Source organism: Pedobacter steynii, assembly GCF_900103665.1.
In the GTDB taxonomy this organism is placed as follows: Bacteria; Bacteroidota; Bacteroidia; order Sphingobacteriales; family Sphingobacteriaceae; genus Pedobacter; species Pedobacter steynii.
The window spans coordinates 1-22,918 of the sequence record NZ_FNGY01000023.1 but is presented as its reverse complement, the minus strand read 5'-3'; the positions used below and the strand labels follow the sequence as shown (position 1 = coordinate 22,918).

Annotated in this window: 18 protein-coding genes; 13 read left to right on the top strand and 5 right to left on the bottom strand. The window is 42.9% G+C overall.

Annotated elements, in window-relative coordinates; translation table 11 throughout:
• Nucleotides 1-201: 201 nt before the first annotated feature.
• Nucleotides 202-2,268, top strand: a complete 2,067-nt coding sequence (locus tag BLQ87_RS32890; RefSeq protein WP_074613137.1) for a TonB-dependent receptor — start codon at nucleotides 202-204, stop codon at nucleotides 2,266-2,268.
• Between the two features lie 46 nt (nucleotides 2,269-2,314).
• On the opposite strand, the gene BLQ87_RS32885 is transcribed toward BLQ87_RS32890, so the two are convergent.
• Entirely contained in the window at nucleotides 2,315-2,656 is a 342-nt protein-coding gene (locus tag BLQ87_RS32885) for a single-stranded DNA-binding protein (RefSeq protein ID WP_074613136.1), read from the bottom strand.
• A gap of 189 nt (nucleotides 2,657-2,845) precedes the next feature.
• On the opposite strand from BLQ87_RS32885, the gene BLQ87_RS32880 reads away from it, so the two are divergent.
• Nucleotides 2,846-3,214: a hypothetical protein gene (locus BLQ87_RS32880; RefSeq protein ID WP_074613135.1), complete on the top strand. Its 369-nt coding sequence runs from the start codon at nucleotides 2,846-2,848 to the stop codon at nucleotides 3,212-3,214.
• 16 nt (nucleotides 3,215-3,230) lie between these two features.
• A complete protein-coding gene (locus BLQ87_RS32875) occupies nucleotides 3,231-3,971 on the top strand; it encodes a ThuA domain-containing protein (RefSeq protein WP_074613134.1) in 741 nt (246 codons plus the stop codon).
• Between the two features lie 4 nt (nucleotides 3,972-3,975).
• Here the strand turns inward: BLQ87_RS32875 and BLQ87_RS32870 are convergent, their stop codons facing one another.
• The 3 genes from BLQ87_RS32870 to BLQ87_RS32860 form a co-directional block, all read right to left on the bottom strand.
• A complete protein-coding gene (locus tag BLQ87_RS32870; RefSeq protein ID WP_074613133.1) occupies nucleotides 3,976-4,548 on the bottom strand; it encodes an HPP family protein in 573 nt (190 codons plus the stop codon).
• A 124-nt stretch (nucleotides 4,549-4,672) separates the two neighbouring features.
• Nucleotides 4,673-5,323, bottom strand: coding sequence for an NAD(P)-dependent oxidoreductase (locus BLQ87_RS32865; protein ID WP_074613132.1), 651 nt, complete (start codon nucleotides 5,321-5,323; stop codon nucleotides 4,673-4,675).
• A 58-nt stretch (nucleotides 5,324-5,381) separates the two neighbouring features.
• Entirely contained in the window at nucleotides 5,382-5,792 is a 411-nt protein-coding gene (locus BLQ87_RS32860) for an RrF2 family transcriptional regulator (protein ID WP_074613140.1), read from the bottom strand.
• Nucleotides 5,793-5,904: 112 nt separating this feature from the next.
• Here BLQ87_RS32860 and BLQ87_RS32855 point away from each other — a divergent pair, with 112 nt between their 5' ends.
• The 4 genes from BLQ87_RS32855 (at nucleotide 5,905) to BLQ87_RS32840 (ending at nucleotide 10,761) form a co-directional block, all read left to right on the top strand.
• Nucleotides 5,905-6,951, top strand: a complete 1,047-nt coding sequence (locus BLQ87_RS32855; RefSeq protein WP_245723977.1) for a hypothetical protein — start codon at nucleotides 5,905-5,907, stop codon at nucleotides 6,949-6,951.
• The gene (locus tag BLQ87_RS32850) at nucleotides 6,881-9,196 is read left to right on the top strand and encodes a hypothetical protein (RefSeq protein WP_074613131.1); all 2,316 of its coding nucleotides are present in this window, start codon (nucleotides 6,881-6,883) and stop codon (nucleotides 9,194-9,196) included. The genes BLQ87_RS32855 and BLQ87_RS32850 overlap by 71 nt, the downstream gene beginning before the upstream one ends.
• Nucleotides 9,197-9,217: 21 nt before the next feature.
• On the top strand, nucleotides 9,218-9,850 hold the full coding sequence (locus BLQ87_RS32845) for a MarR family winged helix-turn-helix transcriptional regulator (RefSeq protein WP_074613130.1): 633 nt from the start codon (nucleotides 9,218-9,220) through the stop codon (nucleotides 9,848-9,850).
• A 62-nt stretch (nucleotides 9,851-9,912) separates the two neighbouring features.
• Nucleotides 9,913-10,761, top strand: coding sequence for a methylated-DNA--[protein]-cysteine S-methyltransferase (locus tag BLQ87_RS32840; protein ID WP_074613129.1), 849 nt, complete (start codon nucleotides 9,913-9,915; stop codon nucleotides 10,759-10,761).
• On the opposite strand, the gene BLQ87_RS32835 is transcribed toward BLQ87_RS32840, so the two are convergent.
• Nucleotides 10,750-11,658: a DNA-3-methyladenine glycosylase family protein gene (locus BLQ87_RS32835; protein WP_074613128.1), complete on the bottom strand. Its 909-nt coding sequence runs from the start codon at nucleotides 11,656-11,658 to the stop codon at nucleotides 10,750-10,752. The genes BLQ87_RS32840 and BLQ87_RS32835 overlap by 12 nt on opposite strands.
• A gap of 96 nt (nucleotides 11,659-11,754) precedes the next feature.
• Between BLQ87_RS32835 and BLQ87_RS32830 the strand changes: the two genes are divergently transcribed.
• The 6 genes from BLQ87_RS32830 (at nucleotide 11,755) to BLQ87_RS32805 (ending at nucleotide 22,803) form a co-directional block, all read left to right on the top strand.
• The gene (locus BLQ87_RS32830; RefSeq protein ID WP_074613127.1) at nucleotides 11,755-13,656 is read left to right on the top strand and encodes a 7TM diverse intracellular signaling domain-containing protein; all 1,902 of its coding nucleotides are present in this window, start codon (nucleotides 11,755-11,757) and stop codon (nucleotides 13,654-13,656) included.
• Nucleotides 13,657-13,970: 314 nt separating this feature from the next.
• On the top strand, nucleotides 13,971-16,877 hold the full coding sequence (locus BLQ87_RS32825) for a SusC/RagA family TonB-linked outer membrane protein (RefSeq protein WP_074613126.1): 2,907 nt from the start codon (nucleotides 13,971-13,973) through the stop codon (nucleotides 16,875-16,877).
• 13 nt (nucleotides 16,878-16,890) lie between these two features.
• Nucleotides 16,891-18,318, top strand: coding sequence for a RagB/SusD family nutrient uptake outer membrane protein (locus BLQ87_RS32820; RefSeq protein ID WP_074613125.1), 1,428 nt, complete (start codon nucleotides 16,891-16,893; stop codon nucleotides 18,316-18,318).
• A 51-nt stretch (nucleotides 18,319-18,369) separates the two neighbouring features.
• Nucleotides 18,370-20,670 carry a glycoside hydrolase family 3 N-terminal domain-containing protein gene (locus BLQ87_RS32815; RefSeq protein ID WP_143010619.1) on the top strand — a complete coding sequence of 767 codons (2,301 nt, stop codon included), beginning with the start codon at nucleotides 18,370-18,372 and terminating at the stop codon, nucleotides 20,668-20,670.
• 9 nt (nucleotides 20,671-20,679) lie between these two features.
• Nucleotides 20,680-22,137: a glycoside hydrolase family 30 protein gene (locus BLQ87_RS32810; protein ID WP_074613124.1), complete on the top strand. Its 1,458-nt coding sequence runs from the start codon at nucleotides 20,680-20,682 to the stop codon at nucleotides 22,135-22,137.
• A 174-nt stretch (nucleotides 22,138-22,311) separates the two neighbouring features.
• A complete protein-coding gene (locus BLQ87_RS32805) occupies nucleotides 22,312-22,803 on the top strand; it encodes a hypothetical protein (protein ID WP_074613123.1) in 492 nt (163 codons plus the stop codon).
• The last annotated feature ends 115 nt before the right edge of the window (nucleotides 22,804-22,918 follow it).

The following is a 22,918-nucleotide window of genomic DNA, read 5'->3' as shown; positions in this document are numbered from 1 at the left end:
AGGGCTGACCTTTACCCCTGTTTTTTGAAATGATAAATTCTGTTTCTGTTAGTTCCATACACTGTTTTTGTGTATAGCCTTTTTAGGAATCGACACCAGGAATTGGACCTATCACAATGCTGTTAAATCAAAGCCAAAATCAAGAGAAAATAGCCAGCCGAAGACGCATTTCTTTGTTCATAAATTTTAGCTTTGTTAAAGATGAAAACATTTTTAGGCACTACGTTATTATTGCTTTCCTTTTCCACATTCGCACAACAGCAACAGGATACCACAAAGCGGTTAAAAGAGGTTCAGATCAGGCCCTATTTTTCTACGCAGCCGCTATTAAGAGCTACCGGTTCGATAGGCCTCCTTAATTCCGCTTTACTGGAAAAACACGCAAGTGGATCTTTTGTCTCCGCTATGAATACCATCTCCGGATTGAGGATGGAAGAGCGTTCGCCGGGAAGTTATCGTTTATCTATCAGAGGAAGCTTATTGCGTTCCCCTTTCGGTGTTAGAAATGTGAAAATCTATTTTGACGACTTCCCACTGACGGATGCCGGAGGAAACAGTTACCTCAATGCGCTTGAAGTTGCCGGAGCAGGCCAGATCCAGGTCCTGAAAGGGCCGCAAGGAAGTATTTTTGGGGCAAATTCAGGTGGAGTGGTATTGATACAGCCTCAGGAAAACAACATTGGCGATCCATTAGCCAGCCTGAGGTTGGAAGCAGGTGCATACGGCAGCTTCCGGCAACAACTGAACCTCGGACAACAATTCGGCAAATACAGCTTGAATATCGCTCAGTCTTATCAGCGCAGTGACGGATATCGGGACCATAGCAGGATGAACAAAAAATATGTCCAGGTTCTTCAAAAATATAACTACGCAAATGACAGAAGCCTTAAAGCACTGATCTTCTATTCGGACCTTCAATACCAGACGCCAGGCGGATTAACTGAAGCACAATATCAGGACAATCCAAAAGGATCAAGACCTGCAGATGGGGCACTCAAAAGCGCCATCGCACAAAATGCGGGAATCCTTAGCAAAACCCTATTTGGAGGGATTTCCCATGACTGGCAAATCAATAAGCAGTTAAAACATGTTCTTTCCGTCTTCTCTTCTTATACCGACTTCAAAAATCCGTTTATCACCAACTATGAGAAAAGGAAAGAACTGACCTTAGGACTCCGTTCTTACCTCGAATACTACCGGCAAACAGAAATGCTGAATTACAGGTTTAACCTGGGCCTGGAAAGCATGCAAACCGCCTCCGACATCAACAACTACGGCAATGACCAGGGCAATGCAACCGCATTGAAAGTAGGTGATGAATTAAAAGCAGCTTCCAATGTAGCCTTTGCCCAATTAACCATTGATTTGCACAAAAAGTGGCTATTGGAGTTATCCGCCAGTACAAATTGGTATCAATATGCTTATAAAAGCACTTTCCCTGTTGCTACAAACAGAAAGACCAACCGCTTTGACCTGCAGTTCATGCCAAGGGTTGCCCTTTCTTATTTAATTGCGCCCAGCCTCTCCTTGCGCAGTGCCGTTAGCAAAGGATACTCCCCGCCTACTATAGCCGAGGTCAGGGCATCAGACAATATCATCAATACGAACCTGCAAGCGGAATCCGGATGGAATTATGAAAGCGGAATCCGGTATCAGGATCCGAAAGGCAGAATTCAGGCCGATCTTACCGGTTTCTTTTATCACTTACAAAATGCGATTGTCAGACGCCTGAACACTGGTGGTTCAGAATATTTCATTAATGCCGGAGGAACCCGGCAATGGGGATTGGAGAGTTCCATCTCCGGATGGCTGATTCCGGTCAATACTTCAAAGTTTATCCGGGGATTACAGCTGCGCCATGCTTACACTTTGAGTCAATTTAAATTTGACCGTTACAGCGATAAAACCTCAGATTACTCCGGCAACAACCTTACCGGTGTTCCGAAACACATACTGATTAGCAGTGCCGATGTTCAGTTTGCCGGCGAATGGTCGCTTTTTGCCCAACACAATTATACTTCCGGTTTACCGCTCAATGATGCCAATACCGTTTATGCCAGGAGATACCACCTGGTTCAGGCCAGGCTGAGCTGGAAATACAGATCAGCAGGCAAGTTCCCGCTGGAGCTCTTTGCAGGAGCAGACAACCTGCTAAATGAAAAATACAGTCTTGGCAATGACTTAAATGCGGCTGGCGGAAGGTACTTTAATGCAGCAGCAACAAGAAATTTTTATGCCGGATTAAGTCTGCATTTTAAAAAGAAATAAGGACAGCATTGATAGGTTCCAGAGCACCCATCAATGCTGTATGCGGTTACACCTCCGTTTTCCCTACCAGTTCCAGGTGGTTGACAAAAATTTCCGTAGAGAGGCGCTGTTCTCCCTTTTTATCGGTATAGCTTTGTACGTTCAGGCTTCCTTCAATACTAAGCTCCGCCCCTTTTTTGATCAGCTCCAGGGCCAGATCTGCTTTCTTATTCCAGAAAACCAGGTTGAACCATTGTGTCTGACAAACTGCTTCGCCACCACTATTTTTAAAAAACTCATTAATTGCCAGACTTACCCTGGCTACTTTTTTCTCATCGGAGAAGTTCACTACAATAGGGTCTGTTCCTGCCAGACCTGTTAAAGACACACTGTTTCTGAAGTTTTTCATCTTTTAAATAATTAGGTAATATACAATTTAACGAACAGCAACCGCTCTGGCTACCGACGATACAAACCTCAGCATTCCTTAAATATCCTGCCTCATTTTAACCGTTTATAAGCGCTTATAAACGGTTATAACCGGTTAATCAGGAAATTTTATTAACTTAAACATATTTTAACCGGGATTTCAGGAAAAATGGAAAGATTTTGTTTAGATTGTAATCTGCCGCTAAAGGGTCGGGCAGATCAAAAATTCTGCAGTCAGCACTGCCGGAACAATTACAATAATGACCATAAAGACCCCCAGCAAGATCCGGTAAAAGCCATCAATAAAATCCTCAGGAAAAACAGGGAGATACTGAAAAAACTAAATCCTGATGGAAAAACAAAAATCAGCAAACAGCATTTGCTGGCTACAGGATTCAGATTCGACTATTTCACACATTTGTACCAAAACAAAAAAGGGAACACCTATCATTTCTGCTATGAATACGGTTATCTTTCTTTAGAAAATGAGGAGTATTTACTCGTTACGGAATATAAAGGATTAATGATATCTTTATGATTTAAACCCTTTAGCCATGCCTAAATCACCTGTTTTTGTACTGCTGACCATTTTTCTGATCCTCGCGCTGAGTGGCAACAGTTTTGCGAAGAAAAAAAAGATCCTGGTCTTTTCCAAAACCTCCGGCTTTCACCATAGCTCCATTCCGGCAGGAATCATGGCGATCCAGCGTCTGGCCATAGAAAATAAATTTATTGCAGACACCACCACCGATGCGACAAAAATAAACACGGCAAACCTTAAACAGTATGCTGCAGTTGTATTTCTCAATACGACCGGAGACATCTTTAACGAACAGCAGGAAAAAGCATTTGAGCAGTACATCAGGTCGGGGGCAGGTTTTGTAGGTGTACACGCTGCTACAGATACAGAATTCGACTGGCCCTGGTTTGGAAAACTTGTAGGTGCCTATTTTGTAAAGCATCCGGCGCAGCAAGTTGCAGAACTGAATGTCATCAACCGCAAGACCATCTCCACCGCACATTTACCGGAAGTCTGGAAAAGAAAAGATGAATGGTACAATTTCAAGGACATCTCAAATGATTTGAAAGTACTCATCAGCATTAATGAAGACAGTTATAAAGGAGGAAGTAACGGGACAAACCACCCTATGGCCTGGTACCATGATTTTGACGGTGGAAGGGCTTTTTATACCGGACTGGGGCATACGGAAGAATCCTATACTGACCCGCTCTTTTTACAACACCTGTTAGGAGGTATTCAATATGCGATGGGCCTGAAGCGAATGGAACAGTAAAAATTTAGTGAATTCTTCTTCTCTTAAAAATTGGTTTGGCAGGGTATTTCCGATGACGCATATTGTTAAAAATCAGGGCAACCATAAATAAGATCAATACCCCGGTAAATACCGGAGAAAAAACATAAAGGTATCCCATTGCCTTAATTTTTACCCCTCCGGTCACCGCAATTAAAGCAGTGGCACCACCCGGTGGATGCAAAGTCTTGGTGATCTGCATGGCCACAATAGAGAGCGAAACGGCCAAAGCTCCGGCAAACCAGAGTTCAGAAGGGAAAAGCTTCAGGATGGTTACGCCAATGATGGCAGAGATGACATGCCCCCCAATCAGGTTCCGGGGTTGTGCCAAAGGGCTGTTGATGATGCCATAAATCAATACCGAAGAAGCACCAAATGAACCGATCAGGAATAAATTATCGTTAGCAACCAGATATTGGCTGTTTAATAAACCAATCAAACCAATTCCAACAAAGGAACCGATAAAGGTTAAGATATGCTCCTTTGCGTCGATTAAAGTCTCCCGGTACAGTACGTACCTTGCTCTGCGGTAATGTTTTCTAATGATCTTTCCTGGCATCCGAATCTATATTCGCCGCAAAAATAAGACAATATCTAGTGAAACGCTAGTCTTTATCCGAATTTTACATTAAACAGAAAGGTCTTCCGCAAAGCTATTCCGGAAGACCTGATCTGATTCCAGTTTAATAAGCAGCTGTAAATCTTTGCTTTGGGTGTTTATTATTTTCCAGTTCATCGGTAATCACTACCGCTAAATCCTGAACAGACAGTATGCTTCGGCCTTCTTCATTGAAAACCGGACTGTTGGCACCCAGACGGTATTTGCCGGTACGTCCGGTGGTAATGCCTGGATGCATCTCTATCGCAGGGCTAAAGAAAGTCCATTCCAGCTCTTCTTCTTTTTTAATCGTATTCAGGTAGTCTCTGGCAGCCGTAGCGCCTGCTTTATATTCAGCAGGAAAATCTGGTCCGTCTACCAATTGATTTCCTTCAATTTCTAAACTTCCGGCACCCCCAATTACAATCAGACGGTTCACATCTGAGGCTTTAACTGCTTTTTGGATGGCTTCAGAACCAGCTACGAAATCATGGTAAAGATTTGGATTGGTCCAGCCTGCATTATAAGCACTAATCACCGCATCAGCACCATCAATAGCAGCAGTCAATGCTTCCGTATTTAATACATCTACTTCTTTTACTGCAAGCTGCGCATTGCTTCGTTTTACTTTTGCTGCATCTCTCACAATTCCCGTAACCTCATGACCACGGTTTAACAGCTCTTCTAAAATGTTTGATCCTACGAAGCCGCTTGCTCCAATTAATGATACTTTCATGTTTTCTATTTTTAAGTTATATTGTAATGTTATTTGTTACAGTTATGGTTAAAAAAAATCAATTGAATTGCCCGCTGAAATCAGCCAGTGTTTTCTTAGACAGCTCCTTAATTAAAACCTGTTCTGTATGATCGTATAATGAATTCAAATGTTGGTTGATCTGCCTGCCTACCGGACATTGCGGATTGGGATCATTCTTGGAAGTACCCAACAGGTTATTTTGCCTTACTGCCGTATACACCTGATCCAAAGTGATTTCGGCGGCTGGTTTGGCTAAAAAACTACCTCCGTTTTTCCCTTCTTTACTCTCTACGAAACCATGTTTCCTTAGGGTGATCAGCTCCTTTCTTACCAACACAGGGTTGATGTTAATGCTGCCCGCAATATAGTCGGAAGACATCAACTCCCCTTTTGCTTTTTCAAGCAGTGTCAGGATGTGTAAAGAAATGGCAAACCTTGCATTGTTCATTCTGTAATTATTTTTATTACAGTACAAAGGTAATGCTATAATTGTTATTTCCAAAAAATAATTAAGATCGGCGAAGAAGTTTAACTTTGTCAGCTTATTGAGTTGCTTCCCCATGATGATGATCCCAGGTCCTTTTTTACAACGCCTTTTTTTAGCCTGCCTCCTGCTCGTATCGGCCCTCTCCTCCTGTAAAAGGGAAAGCAAAGCTGATGCTGCATTTTATTACTGGAAGCAAACCTTAACCTTAAATAAAACACAATATCAAGTATTGGATGAAGTTGCAGCCGGCAAACTTTACCTGCGCTTTTTCGACATCAAATGGGATGCTTATGCCAGAAAAGCACATCCTGAAGCCATCATCAGTTTTAAGGAGCCGGTAAAAACAACAAAGCTGATTCCTGTCATCTTCATCACCAATCAGACCTTTGAAAAGTTAAGCACTGCCGGTGTGGATAGCCTCGCCATGCAAAGCAATACCTTGCTACAGCGCCTCGCACAGGAGCAAAAAATCAATTATCAATACGTGCAATTTGATTGCGACTGGAGCCTGGGAACGAAAGACAAATACTTTCAGTTTCTGAAATCCTTTAAGGCCATCAGTAAAAAGCAATTGGAAGCCACCATCAGGCTCCACCAGGTAAAATACCAGGTCCGCACCGGCCTCCCTCCTGTAGATAGGGGAATCCTGATGTTTTACAACATGGGCAAGCTCTCGGCAAAACCCGAAGATCCAAATTCCATCTATAATCCCAAAGATGCGGCAACTTATATCAGCTATCTTCCAAAATACGGCTTACCTTTGGACATTGCTTTACCGCTATTTTCCTGGTCAATTCACATCAGGAATGGCGAAATTATCCAGGTATATGGAAAAATCGGAAAGAAGGAACTGAGTAACACGGAAAATTTCCAGCCTACTGCACATAAAAATGTGTATAAAGCGTTAAGGAGTTTCTTTACCGGAGGGATTTACGTAAAAACCGATGATCTTTTCAAGCTGGAAGAAACAGATAAAGCATTACTAGAACAGGCCGCCATACAATTGGCCGAACATTTGAATAAAAAAGAACACAAAACCATCATCTATTATGAAATTGGCAACCTCAACATTTCAACATTTAAAACAAAGGATTTCGAAGAAATTTCTGCTCATTTTTAGCCTTAGTACACTCTCTGTAGGTGGCGTAGTTTGGGCTTGCGCAGATTATGGCTATTCTGATGACTTTTCCAGCTTTAGTCCTGAAGCCTTTGTGGCTAAGGAATATACTCCTTTCTTTTATAGCGACTTCTCCACTTATTACACCAAAGATTATACCTATAGGGACGACAATACCAATACCCGTTACAACGATCAGATTGTAAAAGAATGGTACGATTACTTTGGGCAGCAACTGAGCAAAAAGGACTTATCGTACCTGTTGCTAAAGACCAGTGCTAAAGGAATAGATTCTGTTTATCAAAATTTCCAGGGCAAAATTAAAGTCCTGCCCGACAGCATGCCTCAGCTAAAGACATTGAAACTGGACAAAAAACAGGTCAACTCCTTTTTTGACTACCTCTCGCTGGCCAAATCTGCTGAGGAATTTTCGGCAAAATATCAGGAATATTATGGCTGGGACGAGAAACCAAATTACACTGCGCCGAAATCCATGGAACAGTCCTTATTAACTGCATTTCAAAAAACCAAAGATACTTTTGTCAAGCAACGCCTCTGGTTTCAACTGGTTCGTTATTATTATTTTCTGGAAAGAAGCACAGGGGTCAAACCTGTTAAAGATTCCCAGCTGATCAAAGCATTTGATGCCTATAAAGATACCTTCCCAAAGAACATGATCTATTACAGAACCTTAGGCTATGTTGCAGGAAGACATTACCTGGCAAAAGATTATGCAACGTCGAACTACCTTTTCAGCCTCTGCTACGATTATGCTGCAGAAATGAAAATTCCCGCAAAATGGGCCTTTCATCCTAACGAGGAAGCAGATTGGAAACAAAGTCTGGCGATGGCCAAAACCAAGGAAGAAAAAATCACCCTGTGGCATTTACTGGGCATCTATTTTGATACAGAAAGAGCGATTCCTGAGATTGTCGCTTTAGATCCTAAATCAGAAAAATTAGATTTACTATTGAGCAGAGTAGTAAATATAACCGAAAGCAGCCGTTCCGGTTACTGGGGAGGAAAAGAAGATTCTACCAAGACGCTAAGGGCAAATACCGCGCTAGTGAGTGGGATCGCTTTGAAAAACAATACCTCTAAACCTTATTTCTGGAACCTTGCCGCAGGATACCTGAACTTCATGAGTAAAAACTATACTCAGGCCGCTAAATTTTATCAGGCTGCAAAAACACAGCTGCCTAAAGACAATCAGCTGATCATGGCCCAGTATAAGATTCTGGACTGGGGTTTATACATCAGACAACTGAAAAAGATTGACGCGAAGGCCGAAGCTAAAATGGTCGAGCCTTTAAACTGGTTTGCAAGGTTAAAAGAAGGAAAAGACACCATCCCTGACCTGAGGTTCTATCAGTCGCTGAACGAAAGTCTGGGCGTGATTTCCAGTCTTTATAAAAAACAGGGCGAGCCGCTAAAAGCCAATATCTTCAGCAATTACAATGAATTTTATACGAACAACCAAAACATTGAAAGCTTAAAAACGCTGATGCAGAAAAGCAATCAGACTCCTTTTGAAAAAGCGATGTTACATTATTATCCTTATAAACTGGAAGACCTCTATTTCTTCCAGGCCACCGTTTTGGTTTATCAGGAGCGACTGGATGAGGCGATTACATTTTTAGCAAAAAGCAACAGGGCAGATAGGATGCTGTTGGGAAATCCTTTCAATATGCGCATAAACGATTGCCATGACTGCGACCATCAGATGGCACAGTCTAAAAAGTTCAGTTCGATGAGCATGCTCAAGATGATGAAAAACCTGAAAGATGAACTTACCGCCGGCAGAAACGTTTATAACAATGCGAACCTGCTTGCCAACGCCTACTACAACATTACCCATTATGGAAATGCAAGGGCATTTTACGAATCAGAGCTGACCGATTCTTACAGCAGTTATGCCATGGGGATTCCTGCTCCGTTCCGTCCGATGCTGCTTTCCGGAAAAATTGCAGAGAAGTATTACCTCATTGCAAGGGAGGCTACAAAGAGCAAAGAACAAAAAGCAAGGTGTACTTTCATGGCCAGCAAATGCGAACGCAATGACAGCTATAACCGTTCTTATGAACTTCCTGAAAACAAGAACGCAGGTTATTGGAGTGTAAAAACAGATCCGGTTTATTTCGGCAGGTACTTTTCCGTTCTAAGGCAACAATATGCAGATACCAGATTCTATCAGGAAGCCTTAAACGAATGCGGGTATTTCAGGAAATACGCCAGTAAGACCCGATAACCCATTTCAAAAGCAATGTCGATGAAACCAGTTGTAGAACTGATTACGGCCTGGGCCGATTATGAAAGCAAAAATCCCGCTGCTTCGGTGGCGGAATTTTGCAGTCATTATTTACTGAACAGCAAAGGTTTACCCGAAGATAACCTTGACGGAACAGCGAATGCCGGTTCTGATGCCCAGCTGGCCGGCCTCATCAACCAGCTTAACGCTATTCATGTGATTTATGCCAAAGCATTATTAAAAGAAGTTCCCGGAATAGAGCTGGAATGGTTTTATTTCATGAAAGAAATAGATCAGCAGAAAGAGGCGAGAAAGTCTGATGTCGTGAGCGCGGTATTTTTTGAACAATCAACCGGCATTGACATTATCAACAGGATCAAAAAAGCAGGCTTAATCCTGGAAAGAAATGATCCTATGGATAAAAGGGCCAGACTCGTAAAACTCAGTCCGCAGGGAGAAAAGATACTCCTTAGCCTCCATGACCTCCTCTCTAAAGCAGATCATATGCTGTACCAGGACCTTGCCGGATCGAACAAAAAGATGCTGATTAATATCTTGTCCGACACCGGAAAAAAACACAATACCCTGATTTCGGAAAACCGCCACAAGCATCTGGAAGAATTGATCACAGAACATCAGCAGGAAAAGAAATAGCGCAAGTTTCGGGTTTTATCTCCTTGCTGCTTAGCGTAGTTTTGAATTGTAAATTTCGAAACATGGAAACATTAAATCAAATTGATTACCACAGAATTGAAAAGGCGATTGACTATTTAAAGGTCAACTTTAAGCAACAACCTTCATTAGAGGATGTCGCAGCTCATGTATACCTGAGCCCCTTTCATTTTCAACGGATGTTTAAGGAGTGGGCAGGCGTTACGCCAAAGAAATTTCTTCAATACCTCAGTATAGAATACGCTAAAGGAATTCTGAAAGACCAGCAAAGCACCTTATTTGATGCCGCTTACGAAACCGGTTTATCCGGAACCAGCAGGCTTCATGACCTTTTCATCAAAATTGAGGGCATGACTCCCGGCGAATATAAAAACGGGGGCGCACAGCTTCAGATCAATTATAGTTTTGCGGAAAGTCCTTTTGGATCGCTCATCGTTGCTGCTACCCCTAAGGGCATTTGTTATATGGCCTTTGCGGATGATGCAGACCTTGCTTTTCAGGAACTCCAACAGCTCTTTCCGAACGCAAAGTACCGTCAGGTGCTGGACATGATGCAACAGAATGCACTCTATATTTTCGGGAAAGACTGGAGCAGGTTACAGGAACTGAAACTCCATCTAAAAGGAACTGATTTTCAGATTAAGGTTTGGGAAACTTTGCTTAAGGTACCTGTCGGCGAATTGTCAACCTATTCCGCCATCGCATCTGCGATTGACAACCCTAAAGCATCCAGAGCAGTTGGTTCAGCAGTAGGCGATAATCCCGTTGCATTTCTCATTCCTTGTCACAGGGTGATCAAATCTACAGGAGAATTGGGGCAATACCATTGGGGTAGCCCACGGAAAACCGCGATGATTGGCTGGGAAGCCGCACAAACAGATCTAAGCCTCTGATCGTTTGGACAGCGATCTCCAAAGGTAAAAAACAAGGTAGCTCTCCCATGTGGGATAAGCAGCAAAGAAACCTTCCATTTCCAGGGCTTGTTTTTTATCCGCAATGATGCCATGATTGAGCAAAGCATTTAACAATCCTGCGTCTCCGAAAGGGATGCAGGATCTTTCTTTCAGACATTTCATCAGGGTGTAATTGGCAGTCCACAGTCCTACCCCTTTGATGCCCATCAAAGCTTTTTGTCTTGAAGCAAGATCAGGTAGCTGCTGCAGCCCTTCTTTACTGAGCTGTTTACTCGCAAAAGCCCGGGCAATGAGGGTCAGGTAAAGCGCTTTGCTTTTGGAAAACTGCATGCCCTGTAATTCTTCCATACTGGCTTCCGCCAATACAGCAGCCTCCGGAAACAGGAAATAGGCTTCGCCTCCGAAATCCAGTTGCCGGCCATATCTTTCAACCAATCTTCTTTTTAGTTTATAAGCAAAAGTAAGGTTGATCTGTTGTCCGATAATTGCCCAGCAAATGGCTTCAAACATATCCGGAATTCCAACCAGCCGAAGTCCCTGGTAGGCATTTGCCATAAAGGCTAACCGCGGGTCTTTAGCCAGTAACGCATAAAAAGGACTCAGGTCAAGTCCGATGTCAAACCAGTCTGCTATATATTTTTTAACGATAGGTTCGTCATCAACCGCCAGATCGCCCTGTAAAACAGAGACCAGCAATTGTTCCGCATCGGCCCTGATGTTCAGCAGGACGGGACCTTCCTTCAGCAATAAGGCTTTGGTCAGGCTATCCCTGTCTACTTTCAGCATACAATCGTCAAAATCACGATCCAGAAACCACAGGCATTCTCCAAAATTAAAATCAGCAGATATTGGCAGGTTAAGTATGCGGTGGTTCATTTTCAAAAATAGGCAATTGGGAATAGAATTAAATCTGATTCTTGCGGAAACCGTTATCTTTGCCCATTCTATTACTCTTAGTTTCTCCGTAGCCGCATGTCATCAAAATTCGTATTCTACTGCAAAGTAATTTTCCTGATTTTTTTCCTGCTAACCAGCAAATATTCAGGAGCACAGGAAGCGGTATCCATAAGTGATCAGATTGACCAGCATATTTTTTCCTTTAAGCAGATAGAGATGCTGCATGATCCGGGAAATAAGCTCAGTTTTGAACAGGTTCACAGTAAAGCGTACGACAAAAACTTTGTAGCCAGTAAGCGCAGTACCCCACAGACCATTAAACTGAATTCCCCTTATTGGTTCAGGATTAAAATAAAACACAACAGCAAAGCAGAGAAATATTTTCTTCTGGAATTTTTTGACCAGACGCTCGATCATGTAACCGCCTACATTCCGCAAAAAGACGGGACTTATAGGATCAGGGAGTTTGGCGACCGCTTTAATTTTGACAAGCGCAGGCTAAAGCATAAAAATTTTGAATTCTATCTGTCCAACAACAGCGATGAGGTGCAGACCTATTATTTCAAGATTCAGTCTTCACAGATCGGTGATGCCATTATTGTACTTCGTTCTGTAGACTGGTTCATCTCTTATGCGGTAGACGAGTATTTCTATTTTGGCATTTTCTATGGAATGATCCTGGTATTTAGTTTTTACAACCTGATCATGTTTATCGCCATGCGTCAAAAGCAGTACTTGTATTATGTACTTTACAACCTGAGTGTTGGCTTCTTTGAGATGAGTACAGATGGAATTGCCTATCAGTATCTCTGGCCTAACCTGCCGGTATGGAACCAGACGGCCTATGCTGTTTCCCTTTACGCCGTCAGCATTTTTGCCTTGCTCTTTACCCGGGAACTGTTATTTGTCAAGTCTAAAGCTCCGAAACTCAATCAGCTGATTCTGCTCGTTATTGCCATCCGGACGATTTGGTTTCTATATTGCCTGGCATTCAACCAGAACCTGTTCAACTATAAATTCATTGATGCTATTCCCCTATCCGTTGCGTTCTTTACCGGAATATACATTTACAAACAGGGTTATCTTCCTGCCCGTTTCTTTGTTTTGGGATATAGCTTCCTCTTTGCAGGCTTTCTCCTTAAATTTTTAATCATGCTGGGTTTTGATACCTTGAATTTTGGTGCAATCAGCTATTACAGCCTCAGCTTCTGTTTTATCCTGGAAATGGTCTTCCTTTCGTTTGCGATTGGTGATAAGGTGAGTATCTTAAAGAAGAAAAAGGATAAGGTACAGCGACAGATGATCCGTCAGATGGCAGAAAATGCGAAGTTAAAAGACAGCCTGAATGAGGAACTGGAAAGTCAGGTTCAGGAACGGACCAGAGAGGTCTTTCATAAATCATTAATCATTGAAGCCAAAAACGGGGAACTGCAGGAGGCCAATGACCTGTTAAAACAACAGGCAGAAGAGATTTCCAGAATGAACACCTTGCTGGAACAGGACAACCAGGAGCTGCAGACCAATGTGGAGAAAGTTACCCGCGACCGCGTCATGTCGGCCGATGTAGATTTCGAAGAATTCAGTAAGATCTACCCTGATAAAGAAAGCTGTAATTTATTCCTTTCCGAGCTGAAATGGAAAGACGGCTACACCTGCAGAAAATGCAAGAACGACCATTATTACAACGGACATATTGCCTATAGCCGGCGTTGCAGCAAATGCAGCTATGAGGAGTCTGTGACTACCTATACCATTTTCCACAATACCCGCATTCCAATTGTGAAAGCCTTTTACATGATCTTCCTGATCTTCTCTTCAAAGGGTAAGATCTCCTCCCATAAACTGGCCGAGATCTTAAGCATCCGGCAAAGCACCTGCTGGACCTATGGTTCCAGGATAAAACAGGTGATGGAAGAACGAAAAACTCAGCTTAAAAAAGCAAATAAAAACGGCTGGAGCCTCCTGGTGCTCGACTAAAAGGACTCAAAAACCACCCAAACGCGCAATTTTATTGTACTTTTTGACCTGTCTGCATTTTTTTTGACAAGAAAAAGACAGGGGTACTTAAGCGTATCAGTACCCTCCTATGCCTCCGGGCCAGTTCTGTCTCTAAGCACTGTATATCAGCACTTAGGATAATTTCAAGCTAGGGTATCAAAGCGTATCAAAACAAACACAACAACCTAATTATCAGTTATTTACATTAAATAAATTAGTTCATTCACTAGGATTTAACATTAAAGGAACCTTAACTTTATCACATCAAATTCAATTAAACAAAAGCAAAAATTATGAGAAAAAAGTTTACTCTTTTCATCTTCTGTCTGCTCTGTGGAATCTCCATCAGCATGGCACAGGAGCTCAACCTAAAGGGGGAGGTAAAAGACCAGCAGGGTCTGCCGCTTCCTGGTGTTTCTGTTAAAGTAAAAGGAAGCAGCAAAGGCGCGATGACCACCGCTAACGGAAGTTATTCCCTGAGTGTCCCTGCTAATGCGGTCCTGACATTTTCTTTTATCGGCTATAAGACGGTTGAAGAAGTTGTGGGAAACAGAACGAACATAAACATTTCACTTTTAGAAGATAACAACCAGCTGAACGAAGTTGTTGTTGTGGGCTATGGTACACAAACCAAGAAAGACCTGACCACGGCAGTAACCACCATTACCTCAAAAGACCTGAAAAATCAACCGATTACGAACCCATTACAGGCGGTTCAAGGTAAAGCAGCAGGTGTACAGGTCAGTTCACAATCTGGTAAACCAGGTTCAGATATTACCATCAGTATTCGTGGAAATACTTCCATTACGGCTTCAAACAGCCCATTATATGTGATCGACGGGATCACTTCAAGAAACGCAAACTTCCTGAATCCGAATGATATCGAATCTTTAACCATTCTGAAGGATGCTTCAGCAGCGGCCATTTATGGATCCAGCGGTGCCAATGGTGTCGTATTGATCACCACCAAAAAAGGGACTTCCGGACAGCTGAAAGTAGATTTTAATGCTTTTACCGGATTTTCCAACTTCTGGCGCAAGCAAAAAGTATTGAATAATGAGCAATACATTACGCTGCAAAAAGAACTGGGCTATACCACTTTTGGAGGAGACAGCAATACAGACTGGCAAAAAGAAACCTTTGGTACCGGAACACAAAACCAGTATCAGGTATCCATTTCCGGTGGTGGTAAAGGCGGTCAGTATTACTTGTCTTCCGGCTATCAGCAAGACAAAGGCGTTGTTGCCCCGGCCAAACTAGACCGGTATACCCTTAATTTCAACGGATCTCAAAAAGCAACCTCATGGTTGAAATTTACGGCCAATGCAGCATTGACTTCCAGAAACTCTATCGATGTATCTGACAATAATGGTGTGGCCAATGGAGGAGTGATCTTATCCGCATTGAATACCCCTTCTACGATAGGCATCTACAACCCGGACGGAACTTATACCACCCTGCCAAACGCAGGGGGATGGGATAACCCGATTGCTTTGGCCTTTGGGGCCCAAAACAAGACCCGTAATTTCAGGTTTATCGGCGCATTCAGCGGAGAGCTGAACTTTACAAAAGACCTCTCTTTTAAATCGACCATCAGTACCAATTTAAACAAGAACTTCTATAACTATTCTCTGGATGCGTTTAAAACGACTTATGGTCGTCAGGAGCGCGGAATATACAGAAACAACCATACCCGTGATAACGTATGGCTAAATGAGAATATTCTAAACTATAAAAAAGATGTTGGGAAAAATGCTTTCGGCGCAACCGCAGGTTATACCATTCAGGAATCTGATTATAAATACCGAGATTATCAGGAAACAAGGTTTTTTGACGTTACAGGTACCATTCCACAAAAACCTTCGGTATCACCAACCATTCCACAAAGAGCGCAATGGGCCAAACAGTCCTATCTGGCAAGGATTACCTATGCTTACGACAGTAAATATTTATTCAGCACGAATTTCAGGGCGGATGGTTCATCGCGCTTTAGCAAAGACAATCAATTTGGCTACTTCCCTTCTGCCTCTGCAGGCTGGAGAATTTCCGGAGAGAATTTCCTGAAAGACAGTAAAACCATTAACGATTTGAAGATCAGAGGAAGCTGGGGTAAAGTAGGTAACGATGAAGGTATCGGCGACTATGCCTATATGAAACTGTATGAGATCAATGCCCAAAACACCTATACCCTGAAGAATCCGGAAAATAAAGACCTCGCCTGGGAAACAACGACCCAAACAAATATTGGTCTGGATTTAACGATGTTTAACAACAGGGTAACCTTTACCGCTGATGCTTATTTAAAGAAAACGGACGACTTGTTGATTAATGTACAACTTCCGCTTTCTTCAGGCTTCGTGGAACAGGCATTTAACATCGGTTCCATGGAAAACAAGGGATTGGAGTTTAGCTTATCCACAAAAAACTTCGACCGCAAGAAATTTACCTGGTCTACAGATTTGAACATTTCATTCAATAAAAATAAGGTAACGAGCCTTGGAGAAACGACATCTTCTCTCGATTTCGCACCAATTGCCAGACGTACCTCTGCCGTACGCGTTGTGGAAGGAATGCCACTGGGAAGTTTCTATGGTTACCAGTTTACCGGAGTTGATCCTAAAACAGGAATGTCTACTTATGAAGACCTCAACGGCGACAAAAAGATTGATGCAAACGACAGAACCTTTATTGGTTCCGCACAACCGGATTTCACTTATGGAATCACCAATAACCTGACCTACGGAAATTTTGGATTAAATATCTTCTTCCAGGGTGTACAAGGCAATCAGTTGTTTAATGCCTCAGGAATTGACCTGGAGGGAATGATTGACGCTAAAAACCAATCTGACAGGGTATTAAACAGGTGGACGCCTTCAAATACAAATACCAATATCCCTAAAGCAGTAAAAGATGATGTCAACAATTCATTAACCTCCAGCAGATTTGTAGAAAATGCTTCTTATCTCCGTCTGAAAACAGCCACACTTTCCTATAATTTCGGTGCAACGGCACTGGGCAGGCTGAAAATGAGCAAACTCACCTTATTTGCAACAGGATACAATATCCTAACCTTCACCAAATACAAAGGATTAGATCCTGAAGTGAACCAGTACAGTTCAAATGGTCCTCAGATGGGCGTAGATTATGGAACCTATCCGCAAAGCAGAAGCTTTCTGTTTGGTGTAAATGTTGGATTTTAAATATTAGAACATCATGAAAATTAAATTATATTCAATCATAACGGCAGCAGCAATTACCCTTAGTCTGCAGTCTGCCTGTAAAAAAGATTTCCTCGATAAAAAACCTTTCAACCAGGTTACAGGAGATGTGGCTTTTGTGGATCTGGCTGGAGCAGAAAAATTGCTTGCCGGTGCTTACGGAAGCATGTACAACGATGCCCATATCTGGGATTTCATGATCAATGGAGACGTGAGTGCAGACAATGCCTACTCAGGAGGAGACAATGCCAACATCAATGACCTTGATCTTTTTAAAACCATTTCTACCAATGAAATTGTAGAAAGAGACTGGAAAGGTTTCTACAGCAATATTAAGGATGCGAATGAAGTATTGGAAAATGTACCGAATATCAAGGATCCGGAGCTTGATAAAGGCGACAGACGCAATCAGATTCTGGGAGAAGCTTCCGGCCTGAGGGCTTATTATTACTTCCATCTTGTTCGCCTTTGGGGTCCGGTTCCACTGGTATTGAAATCGGCTACCAACCTGGCAGAAATGCAGGCTCCAAAATCAAGTGTAGATCAGGTGTATGCCCAGATCATTAAAGATCTTGAATTTGCCCTGGCCAATACCAGGACTACCGCTCCTCATAAAGGAATCATCACTAAGGGTGTCGCCAACGCTTTACTCGCTAAAGTATATGCGACGAAATCAAATCCCGACTGGACCAAAGTGAACCAATATGCTGATGCGACCATTAACGGAGGTTACAGCCTGTTTGGTAGTTTTGACGGATTGTTCAGCGGCACCAACAAAAACAATTCCGAAGCGATCTGGGAAATGCAGTACGATGGATGGGGAGGCCCTCAGGGACGTGGAAACTGGATGCCGGGCTTGTTGATCGGCTCAGGATGGAAAAGGTTCTGTACGCCAACAAATGACCTGGTAAAAGCATTTGAAGACGAAGGTGATGTGGTTCGTAAAAATTCCAGCATTACGTTTAAAAATGTGACGACGGAAGGCTGGGCAGATGTTTATTGGTCAAAAAACAATTTCCCTTTTATTAACAAATACAGACTGGACGACAAAACAGACACCTATATCCTTCGTTTGGCAGATATTATCCTCCTCAAAGCTGAAGCATTAAACGAGATCAGTTCCGGAGGCTGGGCGCAATCCAAAGCACTGGTAGATCAGATCAGAGGCCGCGTTAACCTTTTGGGAACTCCCGCAGCAAATCAGGCTGACATGCGTTTGGCTATTGAAAAAGAACGTCGCCTGGAGCTGGCATTTGAAGGGCACAGGTGGTTCGACCTCATCCGTACCAACAGAGCTGTAGCGGTGATGAATGCACAAAAAGATGGTGCAGGGGTATCACTAAACTACAACATTAGCAATGCAAACCTTCAACTGCCGGTTCCGCAGAAAGAAATCGACAGAAATCCGAATATCAATAAATAAAATTCCGGGGAGCGCTTCAATTCCGGCGCTCCTCTTTTTTAAGCACACAACATGAAATTGAAAAGAACCCTTTCTTTATTGCTCCTATCGGGCTGCTTAGGTACAGCCCTTGCCCAAACCAATAACCAGGCGAAAGTGGAAAGCCTGCTGAAAAAGATGAGTCTCGAAGAGAAAGTCGGGCAAATGGCTCAAATCACCCTGGATGTAATTGGTAAGGGAAAAGGACGTTTTGAAAGTGATGAGCCTTTTGGTTTAGACGAAAAAGAATTACAAAGAGTCCTGGTGAAATACCATGTAGGCTCGGTCCTGAATACTTCCAATAACCGGGCAAGAACACCACAGGTCTGGTATAACATCATCAGTAAGATCCAGAATGTGGCGATGAAACAAACGCCCAATAAGATCCCGGTGATTTACGGGGTGGATGAAATCCATGGCGCTACCTATACCGTTGGCGCAACGATGTTCCCACAGCAAATCGGACAGGCAGCTACCTTTAACCGTTCCCTGGTTAAAAATGGGGCTGCTATTACCGCTTATGAAACCCGTGCGAGTTCTATTCCATGGAACTTTGCCCCTTTGCTGGATCTTGGTGCAGATCCACGCTTCCCGCGTCAGTGGGAAAGCTTTGGTGAAGACCCTTACCTGATCAAAGAACTGGGCGTTGCCGCAGTGAAAGGTTATGAAGGAGAAGATGGAAGAGTGGCGCATCCGGAAAAGGTAGCTTCTTCGATCAAGCACTTCCTGGGTTATCAGGTTTCCGTTTCAGGTAAAGACAGGACTCCTGCATTTATCTCCGATCAGGCTTTAAGGGAGTATCATTTACCTCCTTTTAAAGCGGCAATTGATGCCGGTGCAAAAACCATTATGATCAATTCAGGAATCATCAACGGTGTTCCCGTTCATGCGAACTATCACATCCTTACTGAACTGCTGAAAGAAGAACTGAACTTTAAAGGCCTGGTGGTGACAGATTGGGGAGATATCGAAAATCTTTACAAAAGAGACCGCATTGCAAAAGATGATAAAGAAGCGATCATGATTGCCATCAATGCCGGAATCGACATGTCGATGATTGCCTACAATTACGAGACTTTCTGCGATAACCTGATTGCCTTGGTGAAAGAAGGAAAAGTAAAAGAATCGCGTATTGATGATGCTGTGAGCAGAATCTTATGGGTAAAATATGAACTGAACCTATTTGAAAAACCAACCACCAATCCTAAAGATTATCCAAAATTCGGAAGCAAAGAATTTGAGCAGGCTGCTTATCAAACCGCAGCAGAATCGATCACTTTGTTGAAAAACACAGACCAGATCCTTCCATTGGCCAAAGGAACAAAAATCCTGGTAACGGGACCCAATGCCAATTCTATGAGAACCTTAAACGGCGCATGGACCTATTCATGGCAGGGAGAAAAAGTAGAGGAATTTGCGGCGAAATACCATACCATTCTGGAAGCATTGCAACAGAAAGCAGGAAAAGAAAATGTGAGCTACCTGCCTGGTGTAAGCTATAAGATGGATGGCAAATACTACGATGAATATGCGGATCAAATGGAGGAAACCATCGCCGCAGCAAAAAATGCAGAGGTGATTGTTTTGTGCCTTGGAGAAAACTCCTATACAGAATCGCCGGGAAACATGAACGATTTATACCTGTCTGACCTGCAAACAGAGCTGGCTCAAAAACTGGCTGCTACGGGCAAAAAGGTGATCCTGGTCCTGAATGAAGGAAGACCACGTGTGATCAGCAAATTTGAGAAAAAAATGAATGCGATTGTACAGACTTACCTTCCGGGTAACTTTGGTGGTGATGCCCTTGCCGCTGTTTTATATGGCGAGGTTAATCCTTCCGGAAAACTGCCTTATACTTATCCACAGTTTCCTAACGCGTTGTTTACTTACTACCATAAACCTTCAGAATCTAAGGGAACTACAGAAGGGGTTTACAACTACGATTCGGATTATAACCCTCAGTATGTTTTCGGCCATGGTTTAAGCTACACGACCTTCAAATATGACCAGTTGAAACTGAGCAGCAATACACTGAAAAAAGGAGAAAGCCTGACCATCACCGTAAATGTAAGCAATACAGGTAAGGTGGATGGAAAAGAGACCGTGCTCTTATTTACCTCTGATTTGGTGGCTACTTTAATTACTCCTGACGTGAAACGTTTAAGAGGATTTGAGAAGATCGAATTGAAAGCCGGTGAAACAAAAAACGTGACGTTTAAAATCAGTGCAGCAGACATCGGCTTCATCAATACGGAAAACAAACTGGTTACAGAAGCGGGAGAATTTACCCTGCAGATCGCAGATCAGAAAGTCAACTTTAATTATATCCCCTAATTTAACAGCATGAAATTACTTCATATAAGCGTACTCATTGCCCTTGCCCTAAGTTCATGCGCCACAAAAAAAGGTACTGAAAATGGCGGAGACAATAGTAAATCCGGAAAACCAGTAAACACGCAGGTAGAATCCTGGTTAACGAACGGTGATAAATCTGCCTTATTGCAACGACAAAATGTGCCGATGTTCTTTAATACCGCCATGAAAACGGGAACAACCATCGTAGTAGATGATACCAAAACTTTTCAAACGATTGATGGCTTCGGCTATACTTTAACCGGTGGTAGTGCCAGCCTGATCAACGGACTTCCTAAAGCTGAGAAAGCGGCGTTGCTAAAAGAGCTTTTCTCTGCTGCAGGGAATGGAATTGGCATCAGCTACCTCAGATTGAGTATTGGCGCGTCCGACCTTAGTTCGGAGACCTTTACCTATAATGAAATGCCGGCAGGACAGCGCGATCCCGATCTGAAGCAGTTTTCTATCGCGAAGGAAATGACGGATCTTGTTCCGGTTTTGAAACAGATCATCGCTATTAATCCAAAGATTAAAGTCATGGGCTCCCCATGGACGGCACCAACCTGGATGAAAGACAACCAGGCCTACCGCGGTGGAAGTTTAAAGCCCGAGTATTATCAGGCTTATGCCAGATACTTCGTCAAATATATTGAGGCTATGAAGGCACAAGGGATCGTCATAGACGCGATAACTATTCAAAATGAACCCTTGCATCCGGGAAACAATCCGAGCATGTATATGACCGCGGGAGATCAAACTAATTTCATCAAGAATGCTTTGGGGCCTGTATTTGAATCTGCAGGGATCAAAACCAAAATCATTATTTATGACCACAATGCCGACCGTCCTGATTACCCGATCACGGTGCTGAATGACCCGGCAGCAAAAAAATATATTGATGGTTCTGCCTTTCACCTTTATGGAGGAAACATCTCCGCCTTGTCAAAAGTACAGGAAGCCCATCCGGACAAAAACCTATATTTTACAGAACAATGGGTAGGTGGTCCGGGAAATTTCGCTGAAGATTTAAAATGGCATGTTTCGACTTTAATTGTTGGGGCAACCCGCAACTGGAGTAAGACCGTACTGGAATGGAATTTGGCTGCAGATCCTGCCTATCGCCCCTTTACTCCGGACGGCGGATGTACCAGCTGCCTGGGCGCGATCACGATCGGAAAAGAAGTGAGCAGAAATGTGGCCTATTATGTGATCGGACATGCCTCAAAATTTGTGAGCCCGGGTTCGGTCCGCGTTTCCTCCAACCAGCAGGACAACATTCAGAATGTCGCTTTTAAAACACCTGAAGGAAAGATGGTCCTGATTGCAATGAACACCAGCGGAAGTGCTCAGACCTTCCATATTAAGTATAATGGAATGGTGGTTACGAGTACCCTTCCCGCGGGTTCCGCCGGAACCTACACTTGGAAAAGTAACACACGATCCAACTAATACCAGAGCCCTGCACACCGCAGGGCTTTTTTATTTTGTTTTTTGGCAAGGCTATTGCAGCATTTCAGGAATAAACTCCATTAATGGTGAAACCATCCATAAGTATAACGCTTACCAACTGCAATAAACACACTGATGATGGCTTCATAATTTTAAAAAAACAAATATACGCTGATGAAAAAAGTTTTTTTCTTAGTTGCAGGGCTGGCCGCAATGTTGGCCTCCTGTACCAGTAACCATGCGGAAAAGAAGGCAAAAGATACCACTGGAATGATTGCACTGGATACGACCTTTAGTCCAGCCAATCCGGCTCCTGAAAGCAGTACCAATTGTTATGTATATGTGAACAAAAAAGATACTGCTTCGATAAAACTCCAGATCAAAGGAGAAGAGCTGACTGGTACCCTCCGCTACAACATCTTCCAAAAGGACCTGAACAATGGCACAATTGCCGGGGAAATAAAGGGAGATACAATTATTGCAGATTATACCTTTGATTCGGAAGGATTGAGGTCAGTAAGACAAGTCGTATTTCTGAAGAAAGGTGGTAAACTCTATGAAGGTTATGGTGAGATGAAAGAGCAAGGCGGCAAGTTTAGCTTTATAAATCGTGCTGCACTAAAGTTCAATGATCATTTTACCTTTAATCCGGTGGACTGCAAATAAAAAAGCGGGTTTTTCCATTTTTGGTGTGACCCCAAAAAGTTGGACAGATTCAAAATTAAGTTTTTTGTACGAGAGCTCGGTATTCCACCGGGCTCTTTCCATTTAACCTGTTTTT

Bases quoted from the DNA above. Each gene is read 5' to 3' on its own strand.
- BLQ87_RS32805 (WP_074613123.1), top strand. From the start codon at position 22,312: ATGAAAAAAGTTTTTTTCTTAGTTGCAGGGCTGGCCGCAATGTTGGCC.
- BLQ87_RS32810 (WP_074613124.1), top strand. From the start codon at position 20,680: ATGAAATTACTTCATATAAGCGTACTCATTGCCCTTGCCCTAAGTTCA.
- BLQ87_RS32890 (WP_074613137.1), top strand. From the start codon at position 202: ATGAAAACATTTTTAGGCACTACGTTATTATTGCTTTCCTTTTCCACA.
- BLQ87_RS32885 (WP_074613136.1), bottom strand. From the start codon at position 2,656: ATGAAAAACTTCAGAAACAGTGTGTCTTTAACAGGTCTGGCAGGAACA.
- BLQ87_RS32825 (WP_074613126.1), top strand. From the start codon at position 13,971: ATGAGAAAAAAGTTTACTCTTTTCATCTTCTGTCTGCTCTGTGGAATC.
- BLQ87_RS32820 (WP_074613125.1), top strand. From the start codon at position 16,891: ATGAAAATTAAATTATATTCAATCATAACGGCAGCAGCAATTACCCTT.
- BLQ87_RS32850 (WP_074613131.1), top strand. From the start codon at position 6,881: ATGAAATTGGCAACCTCAACATTTCAACATTTAAAACAAAGGATTTCG.
- BLQ87_RS32875 (WP_074613134.1), top strand. From the start codon at position 3,231: ATGCCTAAATCACCTGTTTTTGTACTGCTGACCATTTTTCTGATCCTC.
- BLQ87_RS32880 (WP_074613135.1), top strand. From the start codon at position 2,846: ATGGAAAGATTTTGTTTAGATTGTAATCTGCCGCTAAAGGGTCGGGCA.
- BLQ87_RS32865 (WP_074613132.1), bottom strand. From the start codon at position 5,323: ATGAAAGTATCATTAATTGGAGCAAGCGGCTTCGTAGGATCAAACATT.
- BLQ87_RS32870 (WP_074613133.1), bottom strand. From the start codon at position 4,548: ATGCCAGGAAAGATCATTAGAAAACATTACCGCAGAGCAAGGTACGTA.
- BLQ87_RS32860 (WP_074613140.1), bottom strand. From the start codon at position 5,792: ATGAACAATGCAAGGTTTGCCATTTCTTTACACATCCTGACACTGCTT.
- BLQ87_RS32830 (WP_074613127.1), top strand. From the start codon at position 11,755: ATGTCATCAAAATTCGTATTCTACTGCAAAGTAATTTTCCTGATTTTT.
- BLQ87_RS32840 (WP_074613129.1), top strand. From the start codon at position 9,913: ATGGAAACATTAAATCAAATTGATTACCACAGAATTGAAAAGGCGATT.
- BLQ87_RS32835 (WP_074613128.1), bottom strand. From the start codon at position 11,658: ATGAACCACCGCATACTTAACCTGCCAATATCTGCTGATTTTAATTTT.
- BLQ87_RS32845 (WP_074613130.1), top strand. From the start codon at position 9,218: ATGAAACCAGTTGTAGAACTGATTACGGCCTGGGCCGATTATGAAAGC.
- BLQ87_RS32855 (WP_245723977.1), top strand. From the start codon at position 5,905: ATGATGATGATCCCAGGTCCTTTTTTACAACGCCTTTTTTTAGCCTGC.
- BLQ87_RS32815 (WP_143010619.1), top strand. From the start codon at position 18,370: ATGAAATTGAAAAGAACCCTTTCTTTATTGCTCCTATCGGGCTGCTTA.